This is a genomic window from Blastomonas fulva (assembly GCF_003431825.1).
In the GTDB taxonomy this organism is placed as follows: domain Bacteria; phylum Pseudomonadota; class Alphaproteobacteria; order Sphingomonadales; family Sphingomonadaceae; genus Blastomonas; species Blastomonas fulva.
The window spans coordinates 3,392,054-3,413,169 of record NZ_CP020083.1; the positions used below are offsets into that span (position 1 = coordinate 3,392,054).

Genomic DNA, 21,116 nt, shown 5'->3' on the forward strand with positions numbered 1-21,116 from the left:
AGAGAGCGTTGACCCAGGGTAGAGTCACGAGCGGCACACTGAGCCGCCGCGAGATGTTTTGCTGGAGCGCATCGGCTTCCCTGCTGGCGATGATGCCCCTGGCCGCGCGCGCGGCAACCCCGATCTACCGCGACCCTGCCGCCCCTATCGACCTCAGGGTCGACGATCTGCTCTCGCGGATGACGCTGGACGAAAAGGTCGCGCAGCTGATCACGCTGTCGCGCACCAAGCGCGACGTGATGGACGATGCACTGGCGTTCGATCCGGCAAAGGCATCCGCCGCCTATCCCCACGGATTCGGCCAGGTCGCCCGCCCCTCCGACCGGGGTGGCGCGGCCACTGCCAACAACAATCCGGCGGGTCCGGCAATCGCCGCCCCGACCGGGCGTTGGCGCGCGCCCGCAGACACGATCGCCTTCATCAATGCTGCGCAAAAATGGGCGCGGTCGACTAGGCTGGGCATCCCAATCCTATTTCACGAGGAGTGCCTGCACGGCTACATGGCACCGACCGCGACCAGCTTCCCGCAGGCGATTGCGCTCGCAGGAACCTTCGACCGCAACCTGATGGAAAAGGTCAGCTCGGTCATCGGCCGCGAGGTGCGCGCGCATGGCGGAATTCTGGCATTGTCGCCGGTGGTGGACATCGCCCGCGACCCGCGCTGGGGCCGGATCGAGGAAACCTTTGGCGAGGACCCGTATTTGTGCGGCGAGATGGGCATCGCCGCCGTCCTGGGGCTGCAGGGGCGCAGCAAAATCCTCGCCCCGGGCAAGGTGTTCGCGACGCTCAAGCACATGACCGGGCACGGTCAGCCCGAAAGCGGCGAGAATGTCGCCCCTGCCCCGCTCGCTGAACGCGAATTGCGCGAGCGCTTCTTCCCGCCCTTCCGCAAGATCGTGAAGCAGACCGGGATCGCCGCCGTGATGCCATCGTACAACGAGATCGACGGCGTGCCGAGCCACGCCAACCGCTGGCTGCTGGGCGACGTGCTGCGCGGCGAATGGGGTTTCGACGGCCTGATCGTCAGCGACTATGCCGCGATCGGCGAGCTTGCCTCGCTGCACCATGTCGCGCCCGATATGGCAGCAGCTGCACGGCTGGCATTGATCGCCGGAGTGGACAGCGATCTGCCCGATGGCGAGGCCTTCCGCACGCTGGGCGACCAGGTGCGTGCTGGCAAGGTTCCGCTGGCTTTGGTCGATCAGGCCTGCCGCCGGATGCTGACGCTCAAGTTCCGCGCCGGGCTGTTCGAGGCCGCACCGGTCGATGCTCGCGCTGCCGCCAAGCTCACCGCCAATGCCGAAGCTCTGGCGCTCGCTCGGACATCTGCCGAAAAGGCGATCACGCTGCTGACCAACGACGGCACGTTGCCGCTCAAGCCCGGCGCGCACGAGCGCGTTGCGGTGATCGGGCCGAATGCTGCGGTCGCACGGCTGGGCGGCTATTCCTCGCTGCCCACCAACCCCGTCTCATTGCTCGACGGCGTCAAGGCGCGGTTGAAGAACCAGGCCGAGGTCATTTTCGCGCAGGGCGTGTTCATCACGCAGAGCGAGGACCGCTCGGCCAACGAGATCCTGCTCGCCGACCCGGCAAGGAACCGCCAGCTGATCGCCGAGGCTGTCGAGGTCGCGAAGACATGCGATGTCATCCTGCTGGCGATAGGCGATACCGAGCAGACCAGCCGCGAGGGCTTTGCCAAGAACCATCTGGGCGACCGCACCAGCCTTGATCTAGTGGGCGAGCAGAACGAGCTGTTCGAGGCGATAAAGGCGACCGGCAAGCCCGTGGTCGTGATCGCGATCAACGGTCGCCCGCCCTCCTGGCCAACGGTGGCGGAACAGGCCAATGCGCTTCTCGAGTGCTGGTACATGGGCCAGCAGGGCGGCCATGCGATGGCAGCGTCCTTGTTCGGCGATGTGAACCCCGGCGGCAAGCTGCCGGTGACGGTCGCGCGGCATGTCGGTCAGGTGCCGGTGTTCTACGACGCCAAGCCCTCGGCACGCCGCGGCTATCTTTTCGACACCACCGACCCGCTGTTCCCGTTCGGCCACGGCCTCAGTTACACCCGCTTCGAGCTGAGCGCGCCGCGTCTCTCCACCTCACGCATCGGACCGGGTGCCGGCGTTACCGTATCGGTCGATGTCGCCAACGTCGGCGATCGCGAAGGCGACGAGGTCGTGCAACTCTATATCCGCGATCAGGTCGCTTCGGTCACCCAGCCGATCAAGGTGCTCAAAGGCTTCCAGCGAGTCACGCTCAAGCCGGGCGAGCGCAGGACCGTTGCCATTGTGCTCGAACCCGATGCTTTTGCCATCTGGAACGACCAGATGCGCGAGGTCGTCGAGCCCGGGCTGTTCGACATCATGACCGGCCCCGACAGCCGCAACCTTCAAACCGTTACCCTCGAAATCGCCTAAGGATCACCATGCCCAAAATCGTCGATGCCCGCGTCATCATCACCTGCCCGGGCCGCAACTTCGTCACGCTCAAGATCATCTGCGACGACGGCACCACCGGCGTCGGCGATGCGACGCTCAACGGACGCGAACTTTCGGTCGCGAGCTATCTGACCGACCATGTCATCCCCTGCCTGATCGGCCGCGATGCGCATCGGATCGAGGATATCTGGCAGTATCTCTACAAGGGTGCGTACTGGCGGCGCGGGCCGGTGACGATGAGCGCGATCGCCGCGGTCGACACCGCTTTGTGGGACATCAAGGGCAAGATCGCTGGGCTCCCCGTCTACCAGCTGCTCGGCGGGGCGAGCCGCGAGAACGTCATGGTCTACGGCCATGCCAATGGCACCACAATCGAGGACACGATCGCGGTCGCGCTCGACTACCAGCGCCAGGGCTACAAGGCGATCCGCCTGCAGTGCGGCGTCCCCGGAATGGCATCGACCTATGGCGTCAGCAAGGACCGCTATTTCTACGAACCCGCCGATGCCGACCTGCCCACCGAGAACGTTTGGAACACCAGCAAATATCTGCGCGTGGTGCCCGAACTGTTCAAGGCGGCGCGCGAGGCTCTGGGCTGGGACGTGCACCTGCTGCACGACATCCACCACCGGCTGACCCCGATCGAGGCGGGGCGGCTGGGCAAGGACCTTGAGCCCTATCGCCCGTTCTGGCTGGAGGATGCGACCCCTGCCGAGAACCAGGAAGCCTTCAAGCTGATCCGTCAGCACACAACCGCGCCGCTGGCTGTCGGCGAGATTTTCAATTCGATCCACGACTGCCGCGAGCTGATCCAGAACCAGTTGATCGACTATATCCGCGCCACCGTAGTACACGCAGGCGGCATCACTCATTTGCGCCGCATTGCGTCGCTCGCCGATCTGTATCAGATCCGCACCGGCTGCCACGGCGCGACCGACCTCTCTCCGGTGTGCATGGCCGCAGCTTTGCACTTCGACCTGTCGGTGCCCAATTTCGGGGTGCAGGAATATATGCGCCACACGCCCGAAACCGACGCGGTCTTCCCGCACGCCTACACCTTTGCCGACGGCGCGATGCATCCCGGTGACGAGCCCGGCCTTGGCGTCGATATCGACGAGGAACTCGCCGCCGGTTACGAATACAGCCGCGCCTTCCTGCCGGTGAACCGGCTGGAAGATGGCACGATGTATAACTGGTGACACAGGTGCCGCCCACCCCCGAAGCCACGGTTGTCAAACCGCGCGGCCGTATCCGCTGGGTCATCTGCGCGCTGCTGTTTGCTGCGGTGGTGCTGTCCTATATCGACCGGCTGGTGCTCGGCGTGCTCAAGCCACAGCTCGAGACGCTCTATGGCTGGACCAATTCGGGCTATGGCGACATCTCAGGCTATTTCCAGGTCTGCTATGGCATCGGCTTTCTGGCGTTCGGATGGTTGATTGACCGCATCGGCCCGCGCGCGGGCTATCTGCTGGCGATGGGGCTGTGGACGATCGGCCATTTTGCGCAGGTGCTGGTGACATCGACGACAGGCTTCGTCATCGCGCGAATCCCGCTCGCGCTGGGCGAGGCGGGCACCTTCCCCTCGGCACTCGCCGCCGCCTCGCAATGGTTCCCCAAGAAGGAACGCGCGCTCGCGATCGGCATCTTCAACGCGGGGGCCAATGTCGGTGCGATCATCACCCCGCTGCTGGTCTCATTCATCGTCGTTGGCCTCGCGTTCGACTGGCGCTGGGCGTTCATCGTTACCGGGCTGTTCAACCTGGTCTGGCTGTTCGTCTGGTGGCGCTTCTACCGCAACCCCGCGCAGCACCCCAAGGTCACGCCCGAAGAGCGCGCCTGGATCGAGGCGGAGCCCGCGGACGATGCCGGCCGCACCGGCTTTCTCAACGTGCTGCGCCACCGCGAAGCGTGGGCGTACATGGCCGGTCGCTTCCTGATCGATCCGGTGTGGTGGACCTTCCTGTTCTGGTTGCCCGATTTCTTCAACAAGCAATATGGCTATGACCTCAAGAACTTCGGTCCGCCTTTGGTGGCGATCTATATCCTGGCCGACGTCGGCGCGATCGCGGGCGGCTGGTACAGCTCCCACCTGCTCAAGAAAGGCATCGCCACCGGACGCGCCCGCAAGCAGGCTATGTTCGTCTGCGCATTGTTCGCGCTGCCGGTGATGTTCGCGATCGAGGCGGACAATATCTGGATCGCGGTGGGCTGCATCGGCCTCGCCTGCGCCGCGCATCAGGGCTTTTCGACCAACCTGTTCGCGCTTCCGGGCGACCAGTTTCCAAGGTTCGCGCAAGGCACGCTGATCGGGCTGGGCGGGTTTGCAGGCGCATGCGGCGGGTTCATCGCCTCCAAGTCGCTCGGCGTGCTGCTCGACCGGGTCGGCAGCTACGAACCGTTCTTTATCGCGTGCGGCATGGCCTATCTGGTCGCCCTGGTCGTGTTCCACTTCCTCAACCCGCGTTACGCGCCCGTGCAGGTTGCCAGCAGCCGATGACCCGCCTGCTCAGCATCTTGCGCTCGGCCGATGGTGCCTGCGCCACGTTTCAGTCCCCTGAAAGGATGACCCCATGATCCGCAAGCTCGCGCTGTGTTCGGCAGCCTTGTCCATTGCCGCCCTGCCCTTCCCGGGCCTTGCCAATCCGCCCGAGCTGCGCCGCCAGGGCAGCGCCACGCAGCTGATCGTCAACGGGCAGCCGCACCTGATCATCGGTGGCGAGCTCAGCAATTCGGCGGCATCGAGCGCGGACTATATGGCGCCGCACTGGGCGCGGCTGAAGGCGATGCATGTCGATACCGTGCTGGCGCCGGTGGCATGGGAGCTGATCGAACCGGTCGAAGGCCGCTATGACTGGTCGTCGTTCGACGCAATGCTCAAGGCGGCGCGCGCGAACGATCTCAAGCTGGTCATCCTGTGGTTCGGCGCGTGGAAGAACAGCATGTCGACTTATGTGCCGTCGTGGGTGAAACGCGATCAGGCGCGCTTCCCCCGCGCGCAAACGCCTGGCGGGCAGGGCATCGAGATCCTGTCGACCTTTGGCGCGGAAACGCTCAAGGCCGACAGCCGCGCCTTTGCCGCGCTGATGGCGCATATCAAGGCGGTCGATGACGCACAGAACACCGTCGTGATGACTCAGGTCGAAAACGAGATCGGCATGCTCCCGGTGGCGCGCGATTACAGCCCTGCTGCCAATGCGGCCTTTCGCGAGCCGGTCCCCGCCCAGCTGACCGAGTATCTGGCGCGCAACCGCGACAGCCTGGTGCCTGAGATGAAGGCGATGTGGCTGGAGCGCGGCGCCAAGATGCAGGGCAGCTGGGAAGAGCTGTTCGGCCCGGGCGATGCCGCCGCCGAGGTGTTCACCGCATGGCATTATGCGCACTTTGCCGACGAACTCACCCGCGCGGGCAAGGCAGGCTATGCCATGCCAATGTACGTCAACGTCGCGCTAAACCGTCCCGGACGGGCACCGGGCGAGTACCCCAGCGGCGGGCCCCTGCCCCATCTGTTCGATGTGTGGAAGGCAGGCGCGCCGTCGATCGACTTCCTGGCTCCGGATATCTATTTCCCCAATTTCACGCGGATCATTGCGCGCTACGACCGCAGCGACAATCCGCTGTTCGTCCCAGAGGCGCACAATGCGGACAATCCCGCGGTCCCGGCCAATGCGTTCTATGCCCTCGCCGAGCACGACGCGATCGGCTTCAGCCCGTTCTCGATCGACTCGATCGACGCGGAACCGGGCGCGCTCAAACAGGCCTATGGCGTGCTGCAGCAGCTCAAGCCCTTCATCCTGCAGCATCAGGGCACCGACCGGATCGCAGGGTTCAAGCCGCATCAGGCCTATGACGAGACCGTCGACTTTGCGCCGCAGGAGCGCGTGATCGGCGACTATCGCTTTACCGTCTCGTTCACCATGGACATCCAGCGCCCGGCGCTCACTCCGCAAACCGCAGGCTTTGGCGGCATGATCATCCAGATCGGTCCGGAGGAATATCTGATCGCGGGGCAAGGCATCACCGTCACCTTCAAGCCGGTGGGCGGCGACCAGCCGCTGGCGGGGATCGACGTTGCGCACGAAGGCGTGTTCGATGCTGCGGGCGGCTGGAAACCGGGGCGGCTGCTCAACGGCGACCAGACCCATCAGGGGCGGCACATCCGCCTGTTCCCTGGCGACTGGCAGATCCAGCGCGTGAAGCTCTACCGGTACCGCTAAGCCTGACGGGCCGCAATTCAGGGATGATGTGATGCGAACGGCAATATCTCTCCTCGCACTGGCGCTGGCCATGCCCCCTGCGGCCGCTGCTGCCAAGTCGCCCGATCCGCAAGGCGCAACCTGCCCGTGGAAGGCCGCCTGGGCCTCGTCGCAGATGCTGCCCGATGTGGCCAATGCGTTGCCCGCTGGCGCGCTCGACAACGCCACGCTGCGCCAGATAGTGCGGCCGAGCATCGCGGGGTCGTATCTGCGGGTGCGGCTGTCCAATGTCTTCGGCACGACACCGCTGCGCATCGGCGGGGCCACGCTGGCGCGTTCGACGAACAACGCCAGCGGGGATATCGACGCGGCGACGCTGCGCACGCTCAGCTTTGGCGGCGCGGCGGGTGCGATCATTCCGCCGGGCGGCGAATGGCTGAGCGATCCCGTCGCATGGTCGGGCGGCGCGTTCCAGGACCTGGCGATCAGCGTGCATGTCCTGGCCGAACCCGGCGGCCAGACCTCGCACCCCGGATCGCGCGCGACCTCCTATGTCGTGCGCGGTGATGCGGCGCGGGCACCGATGCTCGCCGGAGCCACCGCAGTCGATCACTGGTATCTGCTCTCGGGGATCGAGGTCACCAGCTGCAAAGCGCGCGATGGCGTGGTGGTGCTCGGCGATTCGATTACCGACGGGCGCGGATCCACCACCAACGGCAACGACCGCTGGACCGATTTCCTCGCCCGGCGGCTCGATGGCCGCGCCGCGGTAATCAACCAGGGGATCGGCGGCAACCGCGTGCTGCTCGATGGGCTGGGGCCGAACGCGCTGGCGCGGCTCGACCGCGACGTGCTCGCGCAGCCGGGCATCCGCCACCTGATCGTGCTCGAAGGGATCAACGATATCGGCACGCTGGCGCGGCAGAAGACCGCAACCGCAGCCGATCATGCTTCGCTAGTCGACCAGATCACCGGTGCCTATGCGCAGATCATCGCACGCGCGCATGCCAGGGGGATCAAGGTGCACGGCGCCACCATCCTGCCTTTCATGGGCAACACGTTTTACGACCCCGATGCCGCCAGCGAAGCCGATCGGCAGGCGATCAATGCCTGGATCCGCAGTTCGGGCGCATTCGACAGCGTCATCGAACTCGACGCGGTGATGCGCGATCCGGCAAGGCCTGCGCATCTCAATCCCGCCTTCGATATCGGCGACGGGCTGCACCCCAACCCGGCGGGCTTCCGTGCGATGGCCGACGCGGTCCCGCTCTCGCTTTTCGACTGACGCGGCATCCGGCAAGCCCGTCTGCACTTGTCGGCCTCAAGCCGGCGGGTTGCTTCAGCGTGCCTGAAACACTCGCGGCCATACGCCAAAAAAAAGGACCGGTCGATCGCTCGACCGGTCCAATGGGAGGGGAAGTTCCGGTGGGGGGCGGTCAGAAGCGGCCGCGGATCCCCACCAGAATGGTGCGACCCGGATTGTATTCGTTGAACGTGGCGTTGGGGAACTGGAAGAAGCTGCTCTGCGCTTCCTTGGTGATGTTGATCGCGTTGATCACCAGGGTCGGCAGATAATCGTTTCCGAAAACCTGCGCCAGATCGACATTGCCCGAGAAATCGAGCTGGCTGTAACTGCGACCGAAGATCGCCGCCTGCGGGATGCCGTTCTGGTTGGGGTTCGAATTCTGCGAGCCTTCGTTGTAGACATAAGTGAGACGCGCCGAGATGCCGTTCTTGTCGTAATATCCGGTCGCCGTGTAGGTGGTCGGCGCCACGCCGATCGCCACCGCCGGTGCGCCGGTGCCCTCGCCCTTCTGATCGATCAGCGTCAGGTTGCCCTGGAAGCCGAAGCCGGTGACGCCGATGTACTTGGTGATGAAGTCCAACGGCTGCGTGATCTGGAACTCCAGACCGTTGACCTTGAGCTTGCCATCGGCATTGACCTGCTGCTGCACCACCACGCCGACATCGCGCAGCGCCTGGCCCGGCTGGGCGCGTGCGGCCAGTGCCTCGCGCTGCGCCTGGGTCAGCGAGTCCACGTTGATGCCGAACTGCTCGAAGAACGAGAAGGGCACGTTGGTGAGGCCGTTGACGGTGAAGCCGGTGATCGACTTGCGGAACGCCGCAAAGGCGATCACGCCTTCCCCGCCGGTGTAGAGTTCGAAGCCCAGGTCGATATTGTCCGAGATGAACGGATCGAGCGCATTGTTGCCGACATTGCCGATATCGGCAGAAGGCTGGATGAAGCTCGCTCCGGGAAGCAGCGCATTGGGATCGGGCCGGGTCAGCGTCCGCGAAACCGAGGCACGCGCCACCGCCTTGCCGCCGAAGTCGAACGCGGCACTCAGCGAGGGCAGGAAGTTCGAATAGCGGGTGTTGGTGGTCGGAAACAGGATAGTGTTGGGGAAGCGCCCGCCATCTGCGACCGGCGGCGCGCCCGCGGGGTTGTTGCGCGGATCGGGGATCGAGACGCGGCCACCGACGATCTGCTCAGTGCGGACATAACGCACGCCGCCGTTCAATCGCAGCGTGTTGTCACCCATCTCGAAGATGCCGTTGCCCTCGACAAAGGCGCCGGTCACCTTTTCGCGGATAAGGCCGCCATTGGCGCCGCTGCTGCCCGATCCGGTCTCGGTGGCACCGGCGAGCAGCGCGTCGTAATTGGTGTCGCGCCGCACCTTGTCCCAATCGACGGTGATATAGCCATTGTCACCGGGGAGCAGGTAGCTGGGCACCGCAGCGGTGGGGATGAGCGATCCGGCATAGCGGATCGGCACGCCGCCTGCGGTGAAGTTGGTACCATAGCCCGGAAAGGTCGGGAAGCCGGCGGGCGTCGCGGTGCCCGGCTGGTTGAGGCCGGTGCACGGCGTCGTTGCGCTGTTGGGCGCCAGCAGGGTGATGTTGGGTCCGTTGCCGCAGATCGCGTTCTGCCACAATGCAGTGTTGTCGAACGGCGTGATACGCCGCTTGGTATCGTCGAACGCACCTCCGACGCGGACGCTGAACCGGGTTTCGTCGCCGAACAGCAGGCTGCCGCGCACGCCTTTGGTTTCGGTGGCGCGCTCCTCGCCGTTCAGATTGACTCGGCCGCCGCCATCCCAGCCGAAATTGGCGGGGTTGTTGAGATCGATGCTAGACTGGATGGTCGGGATGCCGCCATCGTTCTGGAAGTTCACGGTCAGTCCGCTGTTGGGCGGCGTAATCACCAGGAAGGTCGGGCTTTCGCGGCGGAAATTGCTCTTGGTGTAGTTCGCCTGCAGGTCACCCTTGATCCAGTCGTTCAATTTGAACTCGATGCCCGGATTGATGCCGTAATAGTCCTGCGTGTCCTTGTAGGGACGGTATTCGAGGAAGAACTGCGCGTTGGCATAAGTACCGCCGGTCACGGTGCAGCCCGCAGCGCAATCCGCCTTGTCATAATTGGTGTTGATCGGGATGACCGCCCCGTTGCGGCCGACCCAGTTCATCGCGGTGCGGGTGAACTCGGTATCGCGTTGGGCATACATGCCATCAACATAGAAATTGAAGTTGTCGCTAGGGCGCCATTCGATAGAGACCAGACCGTTATAGCGCTGTCGGAAGCCGTTTTCGCTGCGCGGGCGGCCGAGGCGGGGAAGAAGTCCGTTGTCGATCTGGTCGATCGTCGCACCCGGATTGTTGCGCAGCAAAAACGCCTCGTCGATCACCGCGCCGGGGGTCAGCCCGTTGCCCGCGCGCGAAGGCACGGTGGCGGGGATGGTGAAGTTGCCGCCGCCAGTGGCGTTGCGTGTTCCCGTGGTGCGCTGGGCTGCAGTCAGGTTGGGGTTTGTGAAGCCGATGGTCTCATAGCCCTCGACATTGAAGTTGTTGCGCACCGCTGCGCCGCCAACGAGGATGCCGAAGTCGCCAAACGTCGCGCTCGCCACCAGATGGCCGCGATAGCCCCATTTGTCGGCGCCGCTCACCTTCGATCCCTGCAGGCCATAGCTGATATAGGGCTTGGGGTTGTCGAACGGACGCGCAGCACGCAGGTTGACCGTACCTGCCGCACCGCCTTCGAGCAGGCTCGCGGTAGGCGACTTGGCGACGGTCAGCTGGGTGAACAGTTCTGTCGGGATGAGGTCCAGATCGACTTCGCGGTTGGTGCTCTGCGCATCGAAACGCACCGAGGCGATCGCCACCGGGGTGCCGTTGAGCAGCACGCGGGTGAAGTTGGTACCAAGACCGCGAATGGCGACCGACGAGCCTTCGCCGGTGACTTCGCGGCCGATGGTGATGCCCGGGATGCGGTTCAGCGATTCTGCGATGTTGGTGTCGGGGAACTTGCCGATGTCTTCGGCAAAGATCGAGTCGGTAAAGCCGATCGAATTCCGCTTGGCGGCGGTCTGGCTTTCCAGCGAGGCACGAAAGCCGGTGACCACGATCTCGCCAGCAGTGTCGTCCGCAGCGGCGGGGTCGATTTCTTCTTCTGCCGTGGCGTCCGGCGGATTGGGCACGGCCTGCGCAAACGCATTACCGGGCGTCATCAATCCGGAAACTGCAGCAGCTCCCAAGAGCGCAAGGCGCACTGAATCGATTCGAGAAACCATGTTATCCTCCCCTTGTTCGGCCCAGGCTTTTTGCCAGAGGTCCACGTTGATGGTAGCGCTATCAATCCAATGGGTAATACTCCGAGTTATTTCTGTCAAGTGGATGTTGTCAAGCTCAGGCCTGCAGCCACATGCCGGCCAAGGATGACGACAAGAATCCTTGATTTCACGCCGTTTTATCTGCCTCCGGTCGATAGACCATCCCCGCCCCGCCGCCCGCACGGCGCTCTTGTGCCGAAAAAACTGTCTGAGTATATCCGCTACCATAACAGTTTTTGAAAGCATGGCGTGATGGAGGATGCATGGCACGATTTTTCGAGGCAGGGCTGCTGCTGATGGCCCTGCTCCCGCCCTCCGAAGTATTTGCCGCGACGGCCCAGCGCGCGCCTGCCGGAACCCTCTCCGATGGGACACCGCTGGAGGCAGTGGTGCTGACGGGCGCCAACCAGGTTTCCGCGCGCATCCTGAATTTCGGTGCGACTCTGCAGTCGCTCACCGCACCCGATCGCGACGGCGTGTCCGCCGATGTGCTGCTCGGCTATGACGATGCCGCCGATTATGCTGCCAAGGGCGGCTATTTCGGCGTGACCATCGGTCGCTATGCCAACCGCATCGCAGGCGGCCGATTTGCGATCGACGGCAAGACCTATGAGGTTGCACGCAACAGCGACTCCAACGCGCTGCACAGCGGTCCGCTGGGGTTCGATGCCCGGGCCTGGCGGATCGTCGAGATGACGCAGGGTGCCGAAGCCTCGGTCACGCTGGCGCTGACCAGCGAGCATGGCGACCAGGGCTATCCGGGCAGGGTCGAGGCGAAAGTCACCTATACGCTGGACGACAAGGGCGCGCTCACCATCGCGTTCGAGGCCAGTACCGACCGCCCGACGGTCATCAACATGACCAACCACGCGTTTTTCAACCTCGCGGGTCAGGGCTCGCCCGAGGGCGCGCTGGGCCACCTGTTGACGATCCCCGCATCGGCGATCACTCCGGTTGACGCGCAGCTCATTCCTACAGGGGTGCTGCGTCCGGTCGAGGGTACGCCGTTCGATTTCCGTACCCCGCGCCAGCCCGGATCCGGCGTGCGCGACGGGCGCGACGAGCAGATCCTGTTCGGCCGGGGCTATGACCACAATTTCGCGCTAGACAAGGGGCTGACCGCGCAACCTCAACTCGCCGCTCGGCTGGAGCATCCTGCATCCGGGCGGGTGCTCGAGGTGCTGACCACCGAGCCGGGGATACAGTTCTACACCGGCAATTTCCTCGATGGCACGGTGGCGGGCAAGAACGGGCAGCTTTACCGGATGGGCGACGGCATCGCGCTTGAGCCGCAGAAATTCCCCGATGCGCCTAACAAGCCGCAGTTCGCGTCGGCGCGGGTCGATCCGGGAATGCCTTATCGCCACGTCATGGTCTACCGCCTGTCGGTCGCGCGCTGACCTGGCTGCGGGATCACTCGCGCAGCGGCAGTTCCATATCGGCCAGCGCCAGATGCAGCAGTTCGGCCATCGCGGCATGCGCGGCAACGGGGTCCTTGTCGACGATCGCCTGATGCACCCGCACGTGATCGGGCAAGGGATCGCGCGGCAGCGCGCGGTTGCGCTGCTTGTAGGTCGTGGTCCAGCTGACGGCCGCGCCCACTGAGCTTGCCAGCGCCGCGAGCGCATCGTTGCCGGCCGCGGTCAGGATCGCACGGTGGAAACGCTGGTCGGCGGCCCTGCCCTCGGGATCGGCCAGTCCCAGCCTTCCCATCTCGTCCAGCGCTCCTGCCATGTCATCGAGGTGCGCCTGGCTACGCCGCCGCGCGGCAAAGCCGGCTGCGGCAGGCTCGATCACGCCGCGCAGTTCGAACAGGTCGAGGATGAACTCGGTGTCGGGCTCACCCTCGAAGGTCCAGGCCAGCACATCGGGATCGAGCAAATTCCAGCGGTCGCGCGCAGTGACCCGGGTCCCGGCCTTGGGGCGGCTTTCCACCAGCCCCTTGGCCGCCAGGATGCGGATCGCCTCGCGATAGGCCGTACGCGAGACGCCAAGCGCCTCGCTTGCCTCGATCTCGCCGCCGAAGACATCGCCGGGCTTGCGGATCCCGCCGACGATCTCCACGCCGATGTCATGGGCGATGGCCCCGTGAATGCGCGGCGATACGCTGCTCGCTCGTTGCATGGACCCGGTTGCCTCCCCTTGATGGTTCTACGCGTGCGTAGCCCAATGACGACCGGTTAGAAAGATGTCCGCATCCCCCGGCCAGCGTATCGGCCGGGGGATGCAGCCCGCGCCTAGCGCGGCGATCCCTCGCGGATGCCATCGATGCGGCGGGCGAGACCCCAGGGATTGGTCTCGGCGATCGCATTCGGAAGAAGCTCGGGCGGCAGGTTCTGGAACGCCACGGGCCGCAGGAAGCGGTGGATCGCAAGCGTGCCCACCGATGTCGTGCGGCCGTCGCTGGTCGCGGGGAACGGCCCGCCATGCACCATGGCATGGGCCACCTCGACGCCGGTCGGCCAGCCATTGGCAAGCACACGGCCGACCCGGTCCGCCAGCACAGGCAACAGGCGCCGCGCATCGGCAATGTCGGCCTGGTCGAGCTGCAGCGTTGCGGTCAACTGACCTTCCAGGCTGGCTACGACCCGGACGACGTCTGCCAAATCGGCGCAGCGGACAATCACCGAGGACGATCCGAAAACTTCATGCCCCAGCGCCGCATCGGCGAGGAACTGCGCCGCGCTGGTCTGGAAAAGCGCGCCGACGGCCTGGTTCTCGCCGGTGCAGGGCAGACCGCGCGCCACGGTTTCGACCGAATCATGCTGCGCAAGCAGAGCCACGCCCTGTTCGAAGCTGGCGTGGATGCCGGGGCTGAGCATGGTGGCAGGCGCGCTGCGCGCCAGCGCCTCGCCTGCCGCGGCGACGAAGCCGTCGAGTGCCTCGCCGCCGACCGCGATTACCAGGCCGGGGTTGGTGCAGAACTGCCCTGCCCCCATGGTCAGCGACTGGACGAACCCCTCGGCAAGTGCGGTGCCGCGTGCAGCGAGCGCGGCGGGCATCAGGATCACCGGGTTGATGCTCGACATCTCGGCATAGACGGGGATCGGTTCGGCACGCTCGGCGGCGATGCGCACCAGCGCCAGCCCGCCTCCGCGCGATCCGGTGAAGCCCACAGCCTTGATGCGCGGGTCGCCGACCAGGGCGGCGCCCAGTGCATTGGTCTCTCCCGGCAGATAGGAAAAGGTGCCCGCAGGCATCCCGCATTGCGTCACCGCGCTCTGGATCGCGCGCGCGACGAGCTCGCCGGTGCCGGGGTGAGCGGGGTGGCCCTTGACCACCACCGGGCAGCCTGCAGCGAGCGCGGACGCGGTGTCACCGCCCGCCACTGAAAAGGCGAGCGGGAAGTTGGACGCGCCGAACACCGCGACCGGGCCGACGGGAAGGTTCATCCGGCGCAGATCGGGCCGTGGCAGCGGAGCCCGGTCGGGCATCGCCGGGTCGATCGTCGCATCAAGCCAGTCCCCCTGCCGCACGACGCTGGCGAAAAGCCGCAGTTGCCCTGTGGTGCGTCCGCGCTCGCCTTCGAGCCGCGCGCGCGGCAAGCCGCTTTCTTGCATTGCGCGCAAGATCAGATCATCGCCCACTGCCTCGATCGCGCTCGCGATCGCCTCGAGAAACACTGCACGGCTCTCGGGATCGCTTGCGGCATAGCCAGGTGCAGCGGCGGCTGCCAATGCGCACGCTTCGGCGACATCCTCTGCCGTGGCGCTGGAAAATCCAGGTTCGAGCGCAGCACCGGTGGCAGGGTCGTGGCTCTGGAAGCGCGAGGCCGCCTGGCGCTCGGTGTCGCCGATCAGCATGGCACCGTTGATCATGTGTTCTATCTCCAGATTGGATTCTTCAGGTTTTGAGGTCGGCGCGGGGTCCAGCGGCTATTTGAGCATCGGGTTGATCGTCCTGATCGTGCCGTCCTTGTTGTAGAAAAGCTCGGTCACCTTGACGTTGCGCAGCCGGGTGGTGCCGGAAAGCTGGGTGTCGGCATAGAACAGCCACCAGCGGCCGTCCCATTCGACGATCGAATGATGCGATGTCCAACCCTCGACCGGCTCGAGGATACGTCCCTGATAGGTGAACGGCCCATAAGGCGAGGTGCCAGTGGCATAGACGAGATAATGCGTGTCGCCGGTGGAATAGCTCAGATAGTATCTGCCCTGATATTTGTGCATCCAGGCCGCTTCGAAAAATCGACGGTCGGTATCGCCGCCCAGGATCGGCTTGCCCGACGCATCGAGGACCAGGACGTCGCGCGGCTTTTCGGCGAACTCCATCATATCATCTGCCATCGCCGCAATCTTGGGCGCAAGCGCGGGCTTGTCGGGCGCTTCCAGATCGGTCTTCGATCCGTCGGGATCATAGCTGCCGGTGACATTGCGCTGGAGCTGCCCGCCCCAGATGCCGCCGAAGATCATATAGGATTTGCCGTCCTCATCGGTGAACACCGCAGGATCAATCGAGAAGCTGCCCTTGATCGGCTGCGGATTGGCCTGGAACGGTCCGGTGGGCGACTTCGATGTCGCAACGCCGATGCGGAATGCGCCCTGTTTGTCCTTGGCGGGGAAATAGAGGAAATAGGTTCCGTTCTTGCGTGCCGCATCGGGGGCCCACATCTGCTTGTCCGCCCAGGGCACGTCCTTGACGTCCAGCGCCACCGGATGCGTCGTCACCTTGCCGCCGATGCTGTCCATGCTGAGCACGCGGTAGTCGCGCATCTCGAAATGCGCGCCCAGATCGTCTTCGGGGGTCGGCCCGTCGATGTCATGGCTCGGATAGACATAGATCTTGCCGTCCCAGACATGCGCCGAGGGGTCTGCGGTGTAGATTTCCGTGACCAAAGGCTGCGAAAGATAACGCGAGGGGTCGGCCTTGGCCCGGTCGGTCGCAGGACTTGCCGCGTCGCCCGCAGGGGCAGCGTGCTCGCCTGAACATCCCGCCGTCGTGGCCAGCGCCACCAGTGCGGCGCCCAGCGCCAGCCCGGTCAGTCGTTTCATCGCAATGTCTCCTCTTCCTCATGCCTTGCCGGATCCTGGCTATCGGCCCGCGCGTTACGTTAGCGCTACCATTTCTGGCGCAGGATGCAAGCCGTGCCGGGCACGGCCGCTGGTCATCGGACCAGAAAATCAGTTGAGCGGGTGCCCTGCCGCCCAAATATCAGGGCTTGGCGCTGCTCTTGGCGGGGTTGCGCATCGGGCCAAACGGGCCGAAGCGGTGCTGCTCGCTGGAGAAATCGTCGGCATAGGGGCCATAAGGCGCGTCCACCGGCTTTTCCTCGAGCCGGGGATAATCCCGCTCGAGCCCGGCGCGCTGTGGGCGCGGCTGGCTGTTGATATAGGCGGCGACGTCGAAGGCCTGCTCCTCGGATAGCACCGGCGCCTGCCAGCCGGTGCCAAGCGGCATGTTGCTGCGGATGAAACCGGCAGCGGTGGTGACCCTGCCCATGCCTGCGCCATTGTTGTAGCTGTCCGCACCCCACAGCGGCGGATAGGTATAGCCCTTCGCATCCCCGGCCTTGCCCGCACGCTGCCCTGCGCCATCGCTGCCATGGCAGACCGCGCAATGCTGGGCATAGACCGCCTTGCCGCGCACCGGATCCGCCGCGCGGGCAAGGTCGGCCAGCTTGACCGACCCGCGCCCCTCGGTCGGCGCGCCCACCGGCCGACCGCTGCTCAGGAATTTGAGATAGGCGACGATCGCCACCATATCCTTGCCGCCTTCAGGTAACGCCTTGCCGTTCATGCTGCGCGTCATGCAGCCGTTGACCCGGTCCTCGATGGTGTTCACGCGGCCCGACCGGCCCCTGTATTGCGGAAAGTCGGCGAACACGCCGACCAGCGGCAGGCCAAACTGCTGGGTGCCCGCCTGCAGATGGCAGCTCTGGCAATTGAGGTTGTTGCCCGACAGCCGCCTTGCAGGGTCCGCCACCTCTGGCCCGATCGCCGCGGCTGTCTGGGCGATCAGATCGCGCCCGTGGCGAACGGTGCGACCCCAGGGATCATCGGGCAGCGCATCGATATCGGGAACGGACCAGGCTGCAGGGGTGGCGGCAGGCTGCCCTGTGTCCGCATCCTTGCTGACCTGAGCATCGGGGCGCAGCGCCATCGCCACAGCGACGCCGGCGGCAAAAACCGCAACCCCAGTCATCGCTTTTGCTGCTGTGCCCATTGCCGATCCCTGCCCCCGATCGCCCGACTCGAAGCCGACTCGGCGGCACCTATTGTCGCAACGACTGTCGACTCGTCACCGCGCATGGTCAAGCGTACGCGGGGTGTTACCCGAGTTGACGTTTGCGTAATCCATTGCGCATGCCCAAAGGTAAATATCTGTCCCATTTTTGGACCCATAGTGGTGCAAAATACCTCGAAAACACCGGGAAACACTAAGCTGAACGAAGCTGGCTAACGCGATCTTAAAACATTGGGACGATCTAGGGCTCCGAGTTTGCCTCACAACTCAAACTACCTATGTCGGAGCACTTACGTTGAAAAAAGAAACGCTATCCCGGGTCGTTTTCTGCCTCGCCGGTCTCACCATGCTGCCTACCACCGCGTACGCAGAATCCCGCTTTGTCACCGGTACGAGCAGCCCGCTCACGGCGACGGCCAACCTCGATTTCACCATCACTATTCCCAAGTTTGTCTACCTTCGCGTCGGCACCGGGACTTCGATGGCCACCAGCACGACCGTGGACAATCTGGTCTACACCGTGCCTGCCGCCAATGTGGGTGATGGAACCGCGATCTCCGGCACCGGGGGCGACCTCACTGGTGGCCAGGTGACCGCTCGTGTCATGGGCAACAACGGAACGATCGCGTTCAGCTCATCGACCCTGGGTGCGATGAGCAACGGCGCGGGCGACACGATTTCGTGGTCGCAGATGAACGTCGGCGTGACCACCAACACATCCGCAACCGCGCTCAGCCATCCCAGCCTGGTCGATGGCAGCACGACAAGCATCAACCTGCCAACCACCAGCGGCACAAAGGTTACCAACCTCGATGCGCGCTGGACCTTCACCTATCGCAACGACAATGTCGTGGCGGCAGGCACCTATGGTGGCGTCAACGCCAACAATGGTCGCGTGACCTACGGCGTTTCGATGCCGTAATCACGCGCTTGAGGGCGCGCTGCCGCACAGCGGCCGTTTACCAGATTTCTACAGGTCTTAAGCCGTCGCAACCAGTGTTGCGGCGGCTTTTACCATTTCGCGCAACCAAAATGCTGAACCCGGCGTTGACGTAAATCGTCGATCACGACAAAGTGAATTTTCACGCAAATCGGGACAGTTAGCTGACACATGCAAAAGGGCACAACATTCGCGATCAGCCTCGTGCTTGCCGCCAGTGCCCTGGCCGAATCCGCATATGCCGCCTCGCACTTCGAGACGGGCAAGGAAGCCCCGCTGGCCGCATCGGTGCGGTTGAATTTCACGATCCTGATCCCGGAAATCCTGACCTTGCGGATCGACCCGCGCAACGCCGCTACAGATGCACTTCAATCGCCATGGGCATTGCGTGTTCCCGCCATGGCGGTGCGCGCCGATGGCCTGGAGCCCGATCCCACGACGCTTCCGCGTGCAGTTGCCTCGAGCAATGCCGGAACCCTGGCGACCGGCACCGGCGCCGCTCAATCCACGCATCCGGGCGAAGGCGCGCAGGCCAGTCCGCCCGTGCAAGTGTCGCTAGCGCAGCCCGACGATAGGCCGCTTTTGCGCAGCATCGAGCCCACTGTATCTTTAGACACACACTCTGCCGCATTTCTGGTTGCGCTGCCCTGATTTTACTTTGGCGCACAATGTGATGTGATTATATCCCCCCAAATCGACGTTTCCCCGGGGGGGGAGTATAATGAATTCAAGGCACGTTCCTGCCTTCGCGCATGTCCTGCGCGAAACGGCGCAGCGCAATCCGAAACTCCGTATCGGGGCCGGCATCCTCGCGCTGTCTGCTGCGCTGGTTCCGGCGGCGCCGGCTCATGCCTATACCATCACCATCTCCTCTGGCTCGCGCGCGATCTATCTCCAGGTCGGTCAAGGCGGCTATTCAGGCACGCACTCCAATGGCGGCACCCCCGGCAACAATGGCACGGTGAACACCGTTTCGGTCTCGGTCCCGGCGGGCGTCGTCGCATCGGGAACGGCGCAGCAGATGACCTCCAACAGCACGGTATCGCAAAGCCCGATTGACGGCTTCGTCTTCTGCACCCCTCCCTCGCAGGTCTATATCGGCGCATGGTCGCGACCCGGCGGCACGAGCTCTGGCGTCGCGACGCTCACCGTGACCACGCCTGCCAACCTCACCAGCGGTTCGGACACCATCCCCTTCAGCCAGATCAGCTGGACCATGTCCGGTATCGGCGACACCGTCTTCCAGTTCCCCAATGGCAGCTTCACCGGCGGAACCCAGACATTGGCGACCTTCCCGGCGAACACCTGGAAGGAGCAGTGCATGACCTTCCAGTACGCCAACTCGGTGCTTCCGGCGGCGGGAACCTATACCGGCCGCGCGGTCTACACCCTGTCGCTGCCATGATGCGCCTGTTCGCCCTTGCCCTCGCGTGCTGCCTGAGCGCCGCGCTGACCGCCCCTGCCCTAGCGCAGACGGTAGCCGCGCCGGACCCCGGCGTGCGCACCTTCCGCGTCGACGACAGCGGGACGGTGGTGCTCGATCCGTTTCTGGAAATGCAATGGCAGCCAAGCGGGCCTGCCGGCGCATCCAACATCGTGTCGGCGAGCACGCGGGTCAGCGTCCAGCTTAATCTTGCGACCTGGGTCGGCCAGGTGGGCCGCATCTACATGACCCTGCCGCGCTCCAGCGGCCCGACCGTGCGCGCCAGCTGGCGCACCGGTGGCGGCCTGCTGGCGGGATCGCTGATCTCGGGCGAGCGTGCGTTGGTCTATTCCGGCCCGATCGGTTCGCCGATCTTGCGCGATATCATCGACCTCAGGCTCGAGGTGGACAGCGCACGGCTTGCGGGCCCCGAATCCCTGTCGTTCGGCTTTGAGATAGAGTTGGCCCCATGACATCCAGCATCGTGACCGCACCTGCGCGCCGTCTTGTTTTCCTTGCTTTCGCAATCGTTTGTTGGCTGGCGCCGCTGCCTGCCCAGGCGGGGGACTTTGCGCTGTCGCTCGCCCCGCCCAGATTTGAACTGGCCGCCAATCCCGGGCAGACCGTGCGCGGCGTCGCCGAACTGGCCAATGCCGCCGACACCGCCGCCGACCTCCGCTTCGAAACCGCCGAATGGGATCTGACCCCCGATGGCGGCGTGGTGCTGGGTAACTCGCTCAAGCCCGATTCCTGCCGCCCATGGGTGTCGATCGAGCGCCGCCAGACCGTACTGCAGGCCAAGGGCCAGCTGCGCTATCGCTTCGAGGTAACCCCACCTGCCGATACGCCGCCGATGGAGTGTCGCTTTGCCATCGTGATCTCGAGCAACGAACAGCGCCTGTCGCCGGCGGATGGTGTGAGCGTGCCGGTGGTCGCCCAGCTGGCGCTGATCGTTTATGTGACGGTGGGCGACATCAAGCCCAATCTGCGCATCGTGAAGGTGGACGTCGCCGACATCAACGGCACGCCGACACCGGTGCTGATGGTCGAGAACACCGGACTTGCGCATGGCCGCCTGTCCGCGTTTCTGCGCGGCAAGGATGCCAAGGGCGTCCTGCGCGAGTTCGCCCCCGCCACGCTGCCGATCCTGCCCGGAGAAACCCGGCGTATCGCACTCAACGTCGACAAGGGCGGCGACGCGATCGAGGCGCGCGAGCGGCCAGAACAGCCGGGTCGAGAGGCCGATCCGATCGCGTTCCCCCTGACGATAAGCGGCACGATCAATGATTCCGTGAGCTCGTTCCAGTTCGACGGTGTGTTCGAACCCTGATG

Annotated in this window: 16 protein-coding genes; 11 read left to right on the forward strand and 5 right to left on the reverse strand. The window is 64.8% G+C overall.

Annotation, left to right across the window (positions count from 1 at the left end):
- Window positions 1-53: 53 nt before the first annotated feature.
- The 5 genes from B5J99_RS16085 (at window position 54) to B5J99_RS16105 (ending at window position 7,916) form a co-directional block, all read left to right on the forward strand.
- Window positions 54-2,417: a glycoside hydrolase family 3 N-terminal domain-containing protein gene (locus B5J99_RS16085; RefSeq protein ID WP_117352975.1), complete on the forward strand. Its 2,364-nt coding sequence runs from the start codon at window positions 54-56 to the stop codon at window positions 2,415-2,417.
- Between the two features lie 8 nt (window positions 2,418-2,425).
- Window positions 2,426-3,637 (forward strand): D-mannonate dehydratase ManD, encoded by a 1,212-nt coding sequence (gene manD / locus B5J99_RS16090; RefSeq protein ID WP_117352976.1) that lies wholly within the window; start codon window positions 2,426-2,428, stop codon window positions 3,635-3,637.
- Complete coding sequence (locus tag B5J99_RS16095; protein ID WP_245991658.1) at window positions 3,634-4,935, forward strand: MFS transporter; 1,302 nt, start codon at window positions 3,634-3,636, stop codon at window positions 4,933-4,935. Before manD ends, B5J99_RS16095 begins: the two co-directional genes overlap by 4 nt.
- A 73-nt stretch (window positions 4,936-5,008) precedes the next feature.
- Window positions 5,009-6,652: a GH35 family beta-galactosidase gene (locus tag B5J99_RS16100; RefSeq protein ID WP_117352977.1), complete on the forward strand. Its 1,644-nt coding sequence runs from the start codon at window positions 5,009-5,011 to the stop codon at window positions 6,650-6,652.
- 31 nt (window positions 6,653-6,683) lie between these two features.
- Window positions 6,684-7,916 carry an SGNH/GDSL hydrolase family protein gene (locus B5J99_RS16105; protein WP_211337836.1) on the forward strand — a complete coding sequence of 411 codons (1,233 nt, stop codon included), beginning with the start codon at window positions 6,684-6,686 and terminating at the stop codon, window positions 7,914-7,916.
- A 151-nt stretch (window positions 7,917-8,067) separates the two neighbouring features.
- On the opposite strand, the gene B5J99_RS16110 is transcribed toward B5J99_RS16105, so the two are convergent.
- Window positions 8,068-11,136 carry a TonB-dependent receptor gene (locus B5J99_RS16110; RefSeq protein ID WP_117352979.1) on the reverse strand — a complete coding sequence of 1,023 codons (3,069 nt, stop codon included), beginning with the start codon at window positions 11,134-11,136 and terminating at the stop codon, window positions 8,068-8,070.
- A 365-nt stretch (window positions 11,137-11,501) separates the two neighbouring features.
- On the opposite strand from B5J99_RS16110, the gene B5J99_RS16115 reads away from it, so the two are divergent.
- Window positions 11,502-12,638 carry an aldose epimerase family protein gene (locus B5J99_RS16115; protein ID WP_117352980.1) on the forward strand — a complete coding sequence of 379 codons (1,137 nt, stop codon included), beginning with the start codon at window positions 11,502-11,504 and terminating at the stop codon, window positions 12,636-12,638.
- Between the two features lie 13 nt (window positions 12,639-12,651).
- On the opposite strand, the gene B5J99_RS16120 is transcribed toward B5J99_RS16115, so the two are convergent.
- The 4 genes from B5J99_RS16120 to B5J99_RS16135 all read right to left on the reverse strand — a co-directional run bounded on the left by B5J99_RS16120 (window position 12,652) and on the right by B5J99_RS16135 (window position 17,379).
- Window positions 12,652-13,362 carry a FadR/GntR family transcriptional regulator gene (locus B5J99_RS16120; RefSeq protein ID WP_117352981.1) on the reverse strand — a complete coding sequence of 237 codons (711 nt, stop codon included), beginning with the start codon at window positions 13,360-13,362 and terminating at the stop codon, window positions 12,652-12,654.
- 113 nt (window positions 13,363-13,475) lie between these two features.
- Entirely contained in the window at window positions 13,476-15,056 is a 1,581-nt protein-coding gene (locus B5J99_RS16125) for an aldehyde dehydrogenase (NADP(+)) (protein WP_117352982.1), read from the reverse strand.
- A gap of 57 nt (window positions 15,057-15,113) precedes the next feature.
- Window positions 15,114-16,229 carry a glycoside hydrolase family 43 protein gene (locus B5J99_RS16130; RefSeq protein ID WP_117352983.1) on the reverse strand — a complete coding sequence of 372 codons (1,116 nt, stop codon included), beginning with the start codon at window positions 16,227-16,229 and terminating at the stop codon, window positions 15,114-15,116.
- Between the two features lie 160 nt (window positions 16,230-16,389).
- Window positions 16,390-17,379 (reverse strand): c-type cytochrome, encoded by a 990-nt coding sequence (locus B5J99_RS16135; RefSeq protein ID WP_117353564.1) that lies wholly within the window; start codon window positions 17,377-17,379, stop codon window positions 16,390-16,392.
- Window positions 17,380-17,767: 388 nt separating this feature from the next.
- Between B5J99_RS16135 and B5J99_RS16140 the strand changes: the two genes are divergently transcribed.
- From B5J99_RS16140 to B5J99_RS16160, 5 genes are all read left to right on the forward strand, one after another.
- Entirely contained in the window at window positions 17,768-18,343 is a 576-nt protein-coding gene (locus B5J99_RS16140; RefSeq protein WP_117352984.1) for a hypothetical protein, read from the forward strand.
- Between the two features lie 189 nt (window positions 18,344-18,532).
- A complete protein-coding gene (locus B5J99_RS16145) occupies window positions 18,533-19,012 on the forward strand; it encodes a hypothetical protein (protein ID WP_117352985.1) in 480 nt (159 codons plus the stop codon).
- A gap of 70 nt (window positions 19,013-19,082) precedes the next feature.
- Entirely contained in the window at window positions 19,083-19,766 is a 684-nt protein-coding gene (locus tag B5J99_RS16150) for a hypothetical protein (protein WP_117352986.1), read from the forward strand.
- Window positions 19,763-20,257, forward strand: a complete 495-nt coding sequence (locus B5J99_RS16155) for a hypothetical protein (RefSeq protein ID WP_054134527.1) — start codon at window positions 19,763-19,765, stop codon at window positions 20,255-20,257. Before B5J99_RS16150 ends, B5J99_RS16155 begins: the two co-directional genes overlap by 4 nt.
- On the forward strand, window positions 20,254-21,114 hold the full coding sequence (locus B5J99_RS16160) for a cupredoxin domain-containing protein (protein WP_069050201.1): 861 nt from the start codon (window positions 20,254-20,256) through the stop codon (window positions 21,112-21,114). The genes B5J99_RS16155 and B5J99_RS16160 overlap by 4 nt, the downstream gene beginning before the upstream one ends.
- The last annotated feature ends 2 nt before the right edge of the window (window positions 21,115-21,116 follow it).

What these genes read in the sequence shown, in the direction of transcription:
- B5J99_RS16085 (WP_117352975.1), top strand. Translation starts at nt 54, where the DNA reads ATGTTTTGCTGGAGCGCATCGGCTTCCCTGCTGGCGATGATGCCCCTG.
- manD (WP_117352976.1), top strand. Translation starts at nt 2,426, where the DNA reads ATGCCCAAAATCGTCGATGCCCGCGTCATCATCACCTGCCCGGGCCGC.
- B5J99_RS16100 (WP_117352977.1), top strand. Translation starts at nt 5,009, where the DNA reads ATGATCCGCAAGCTCGCGCTGTGTTCGGCAGCCTTGTCCATTGCCGCC.
- B5J99_RS16105 (WP_211337836.1), top strand. Translation starts at nt 6,684, where the DNA reads ATGCGAACGGCAATATCTCTCCTCGCACTGGCGCTGGCCATGCCCCCT.
- B5J99_RS16110 (WP_117352979.1), bottom strand. Translation starts at nt 11,136, where the DNA reads ATGACGCCCGGTAATGCGTTTGCGCAGGCCGTGCCCAATCCGCCGGAC.
- B5J99_RS16115 (WP_117352980.1), top strand. Translation starts at nt 11,502, where the DNA reads ATGGCACGATTTTTCGAGGCAGGGCTGCTGCTGATGGCCCTGCTCCCG.
- B5J99_RS16120 (WP_117352981.1), bottom strand. Translation starts at nt 13,362, where the DNA reads ATGCAACGAGCGAGCAGCGTATCGCCGCGCATTCACGGGGCCATCGCC.
- B5J99_RS16125 (WP_117352982.1), bottom strand. Translation starts at nt 15,056, where the DNA reads ATGATCAACGGTGCCATGCTGATCGGCGACACCGAGCGCCAGGCGGCC.
- B5J99_RS16130 (WP_117352983.1), bottom strand. Translation starts at nt 16,229, where the DNA reads ATGAAACGACTGACCGGGCTGGCGCTGGGCGCCGCACTGGTGGCGCTG.
- B5J99_RS16135 (WP_117353564.1), bottom strand. Translation starts at nt 17,379, where the DNA reads ATGACTGGGGTTGCGGTTTTTGCCGCCGGCGTCGCTGTGGCGATGGCG.
- B5J99_RS16140 (WP_117352984.1), top strand. Translation starts at nt 17,768, where the DNA reads ATGCTGCCTACCACCGCGTACGCAGAATCCCGCTTTGTCACCGGTACG.
- B5J99_RS16145 (WP_117352985.1), top strand. Translation starts at nt 18,533, where the DNA reads ATGCAAAAGGGCACAACATTCGCGATCAGCCTCGTGCTTGCCGCCAGT.
- B5J99_RS16150 (WP_117352986.1), top strand. Translation starts at nt 19,083, where the DNA reads ATGAATTCAAGGCACGTTCCTGCCTTCGCGCATGTCCTGCGCGAAACG.
- B5J99_RS16155 (WP_054134527.1), top strand. Translation starts at nt 19,763, where the DNA reads ATGATGCGCCTGTTCGCCCTTGCCCTCGCGTGCTGCCTGAGCGCCGCG.
- B5J99_RS16160 (WP_069050201.1), top strand. Translation starts at nt 20,254, where the DNA reads ATGACATCCAGCATCGTGACCGCACCTGCGCGCCGTCTTGTTTTCCTT.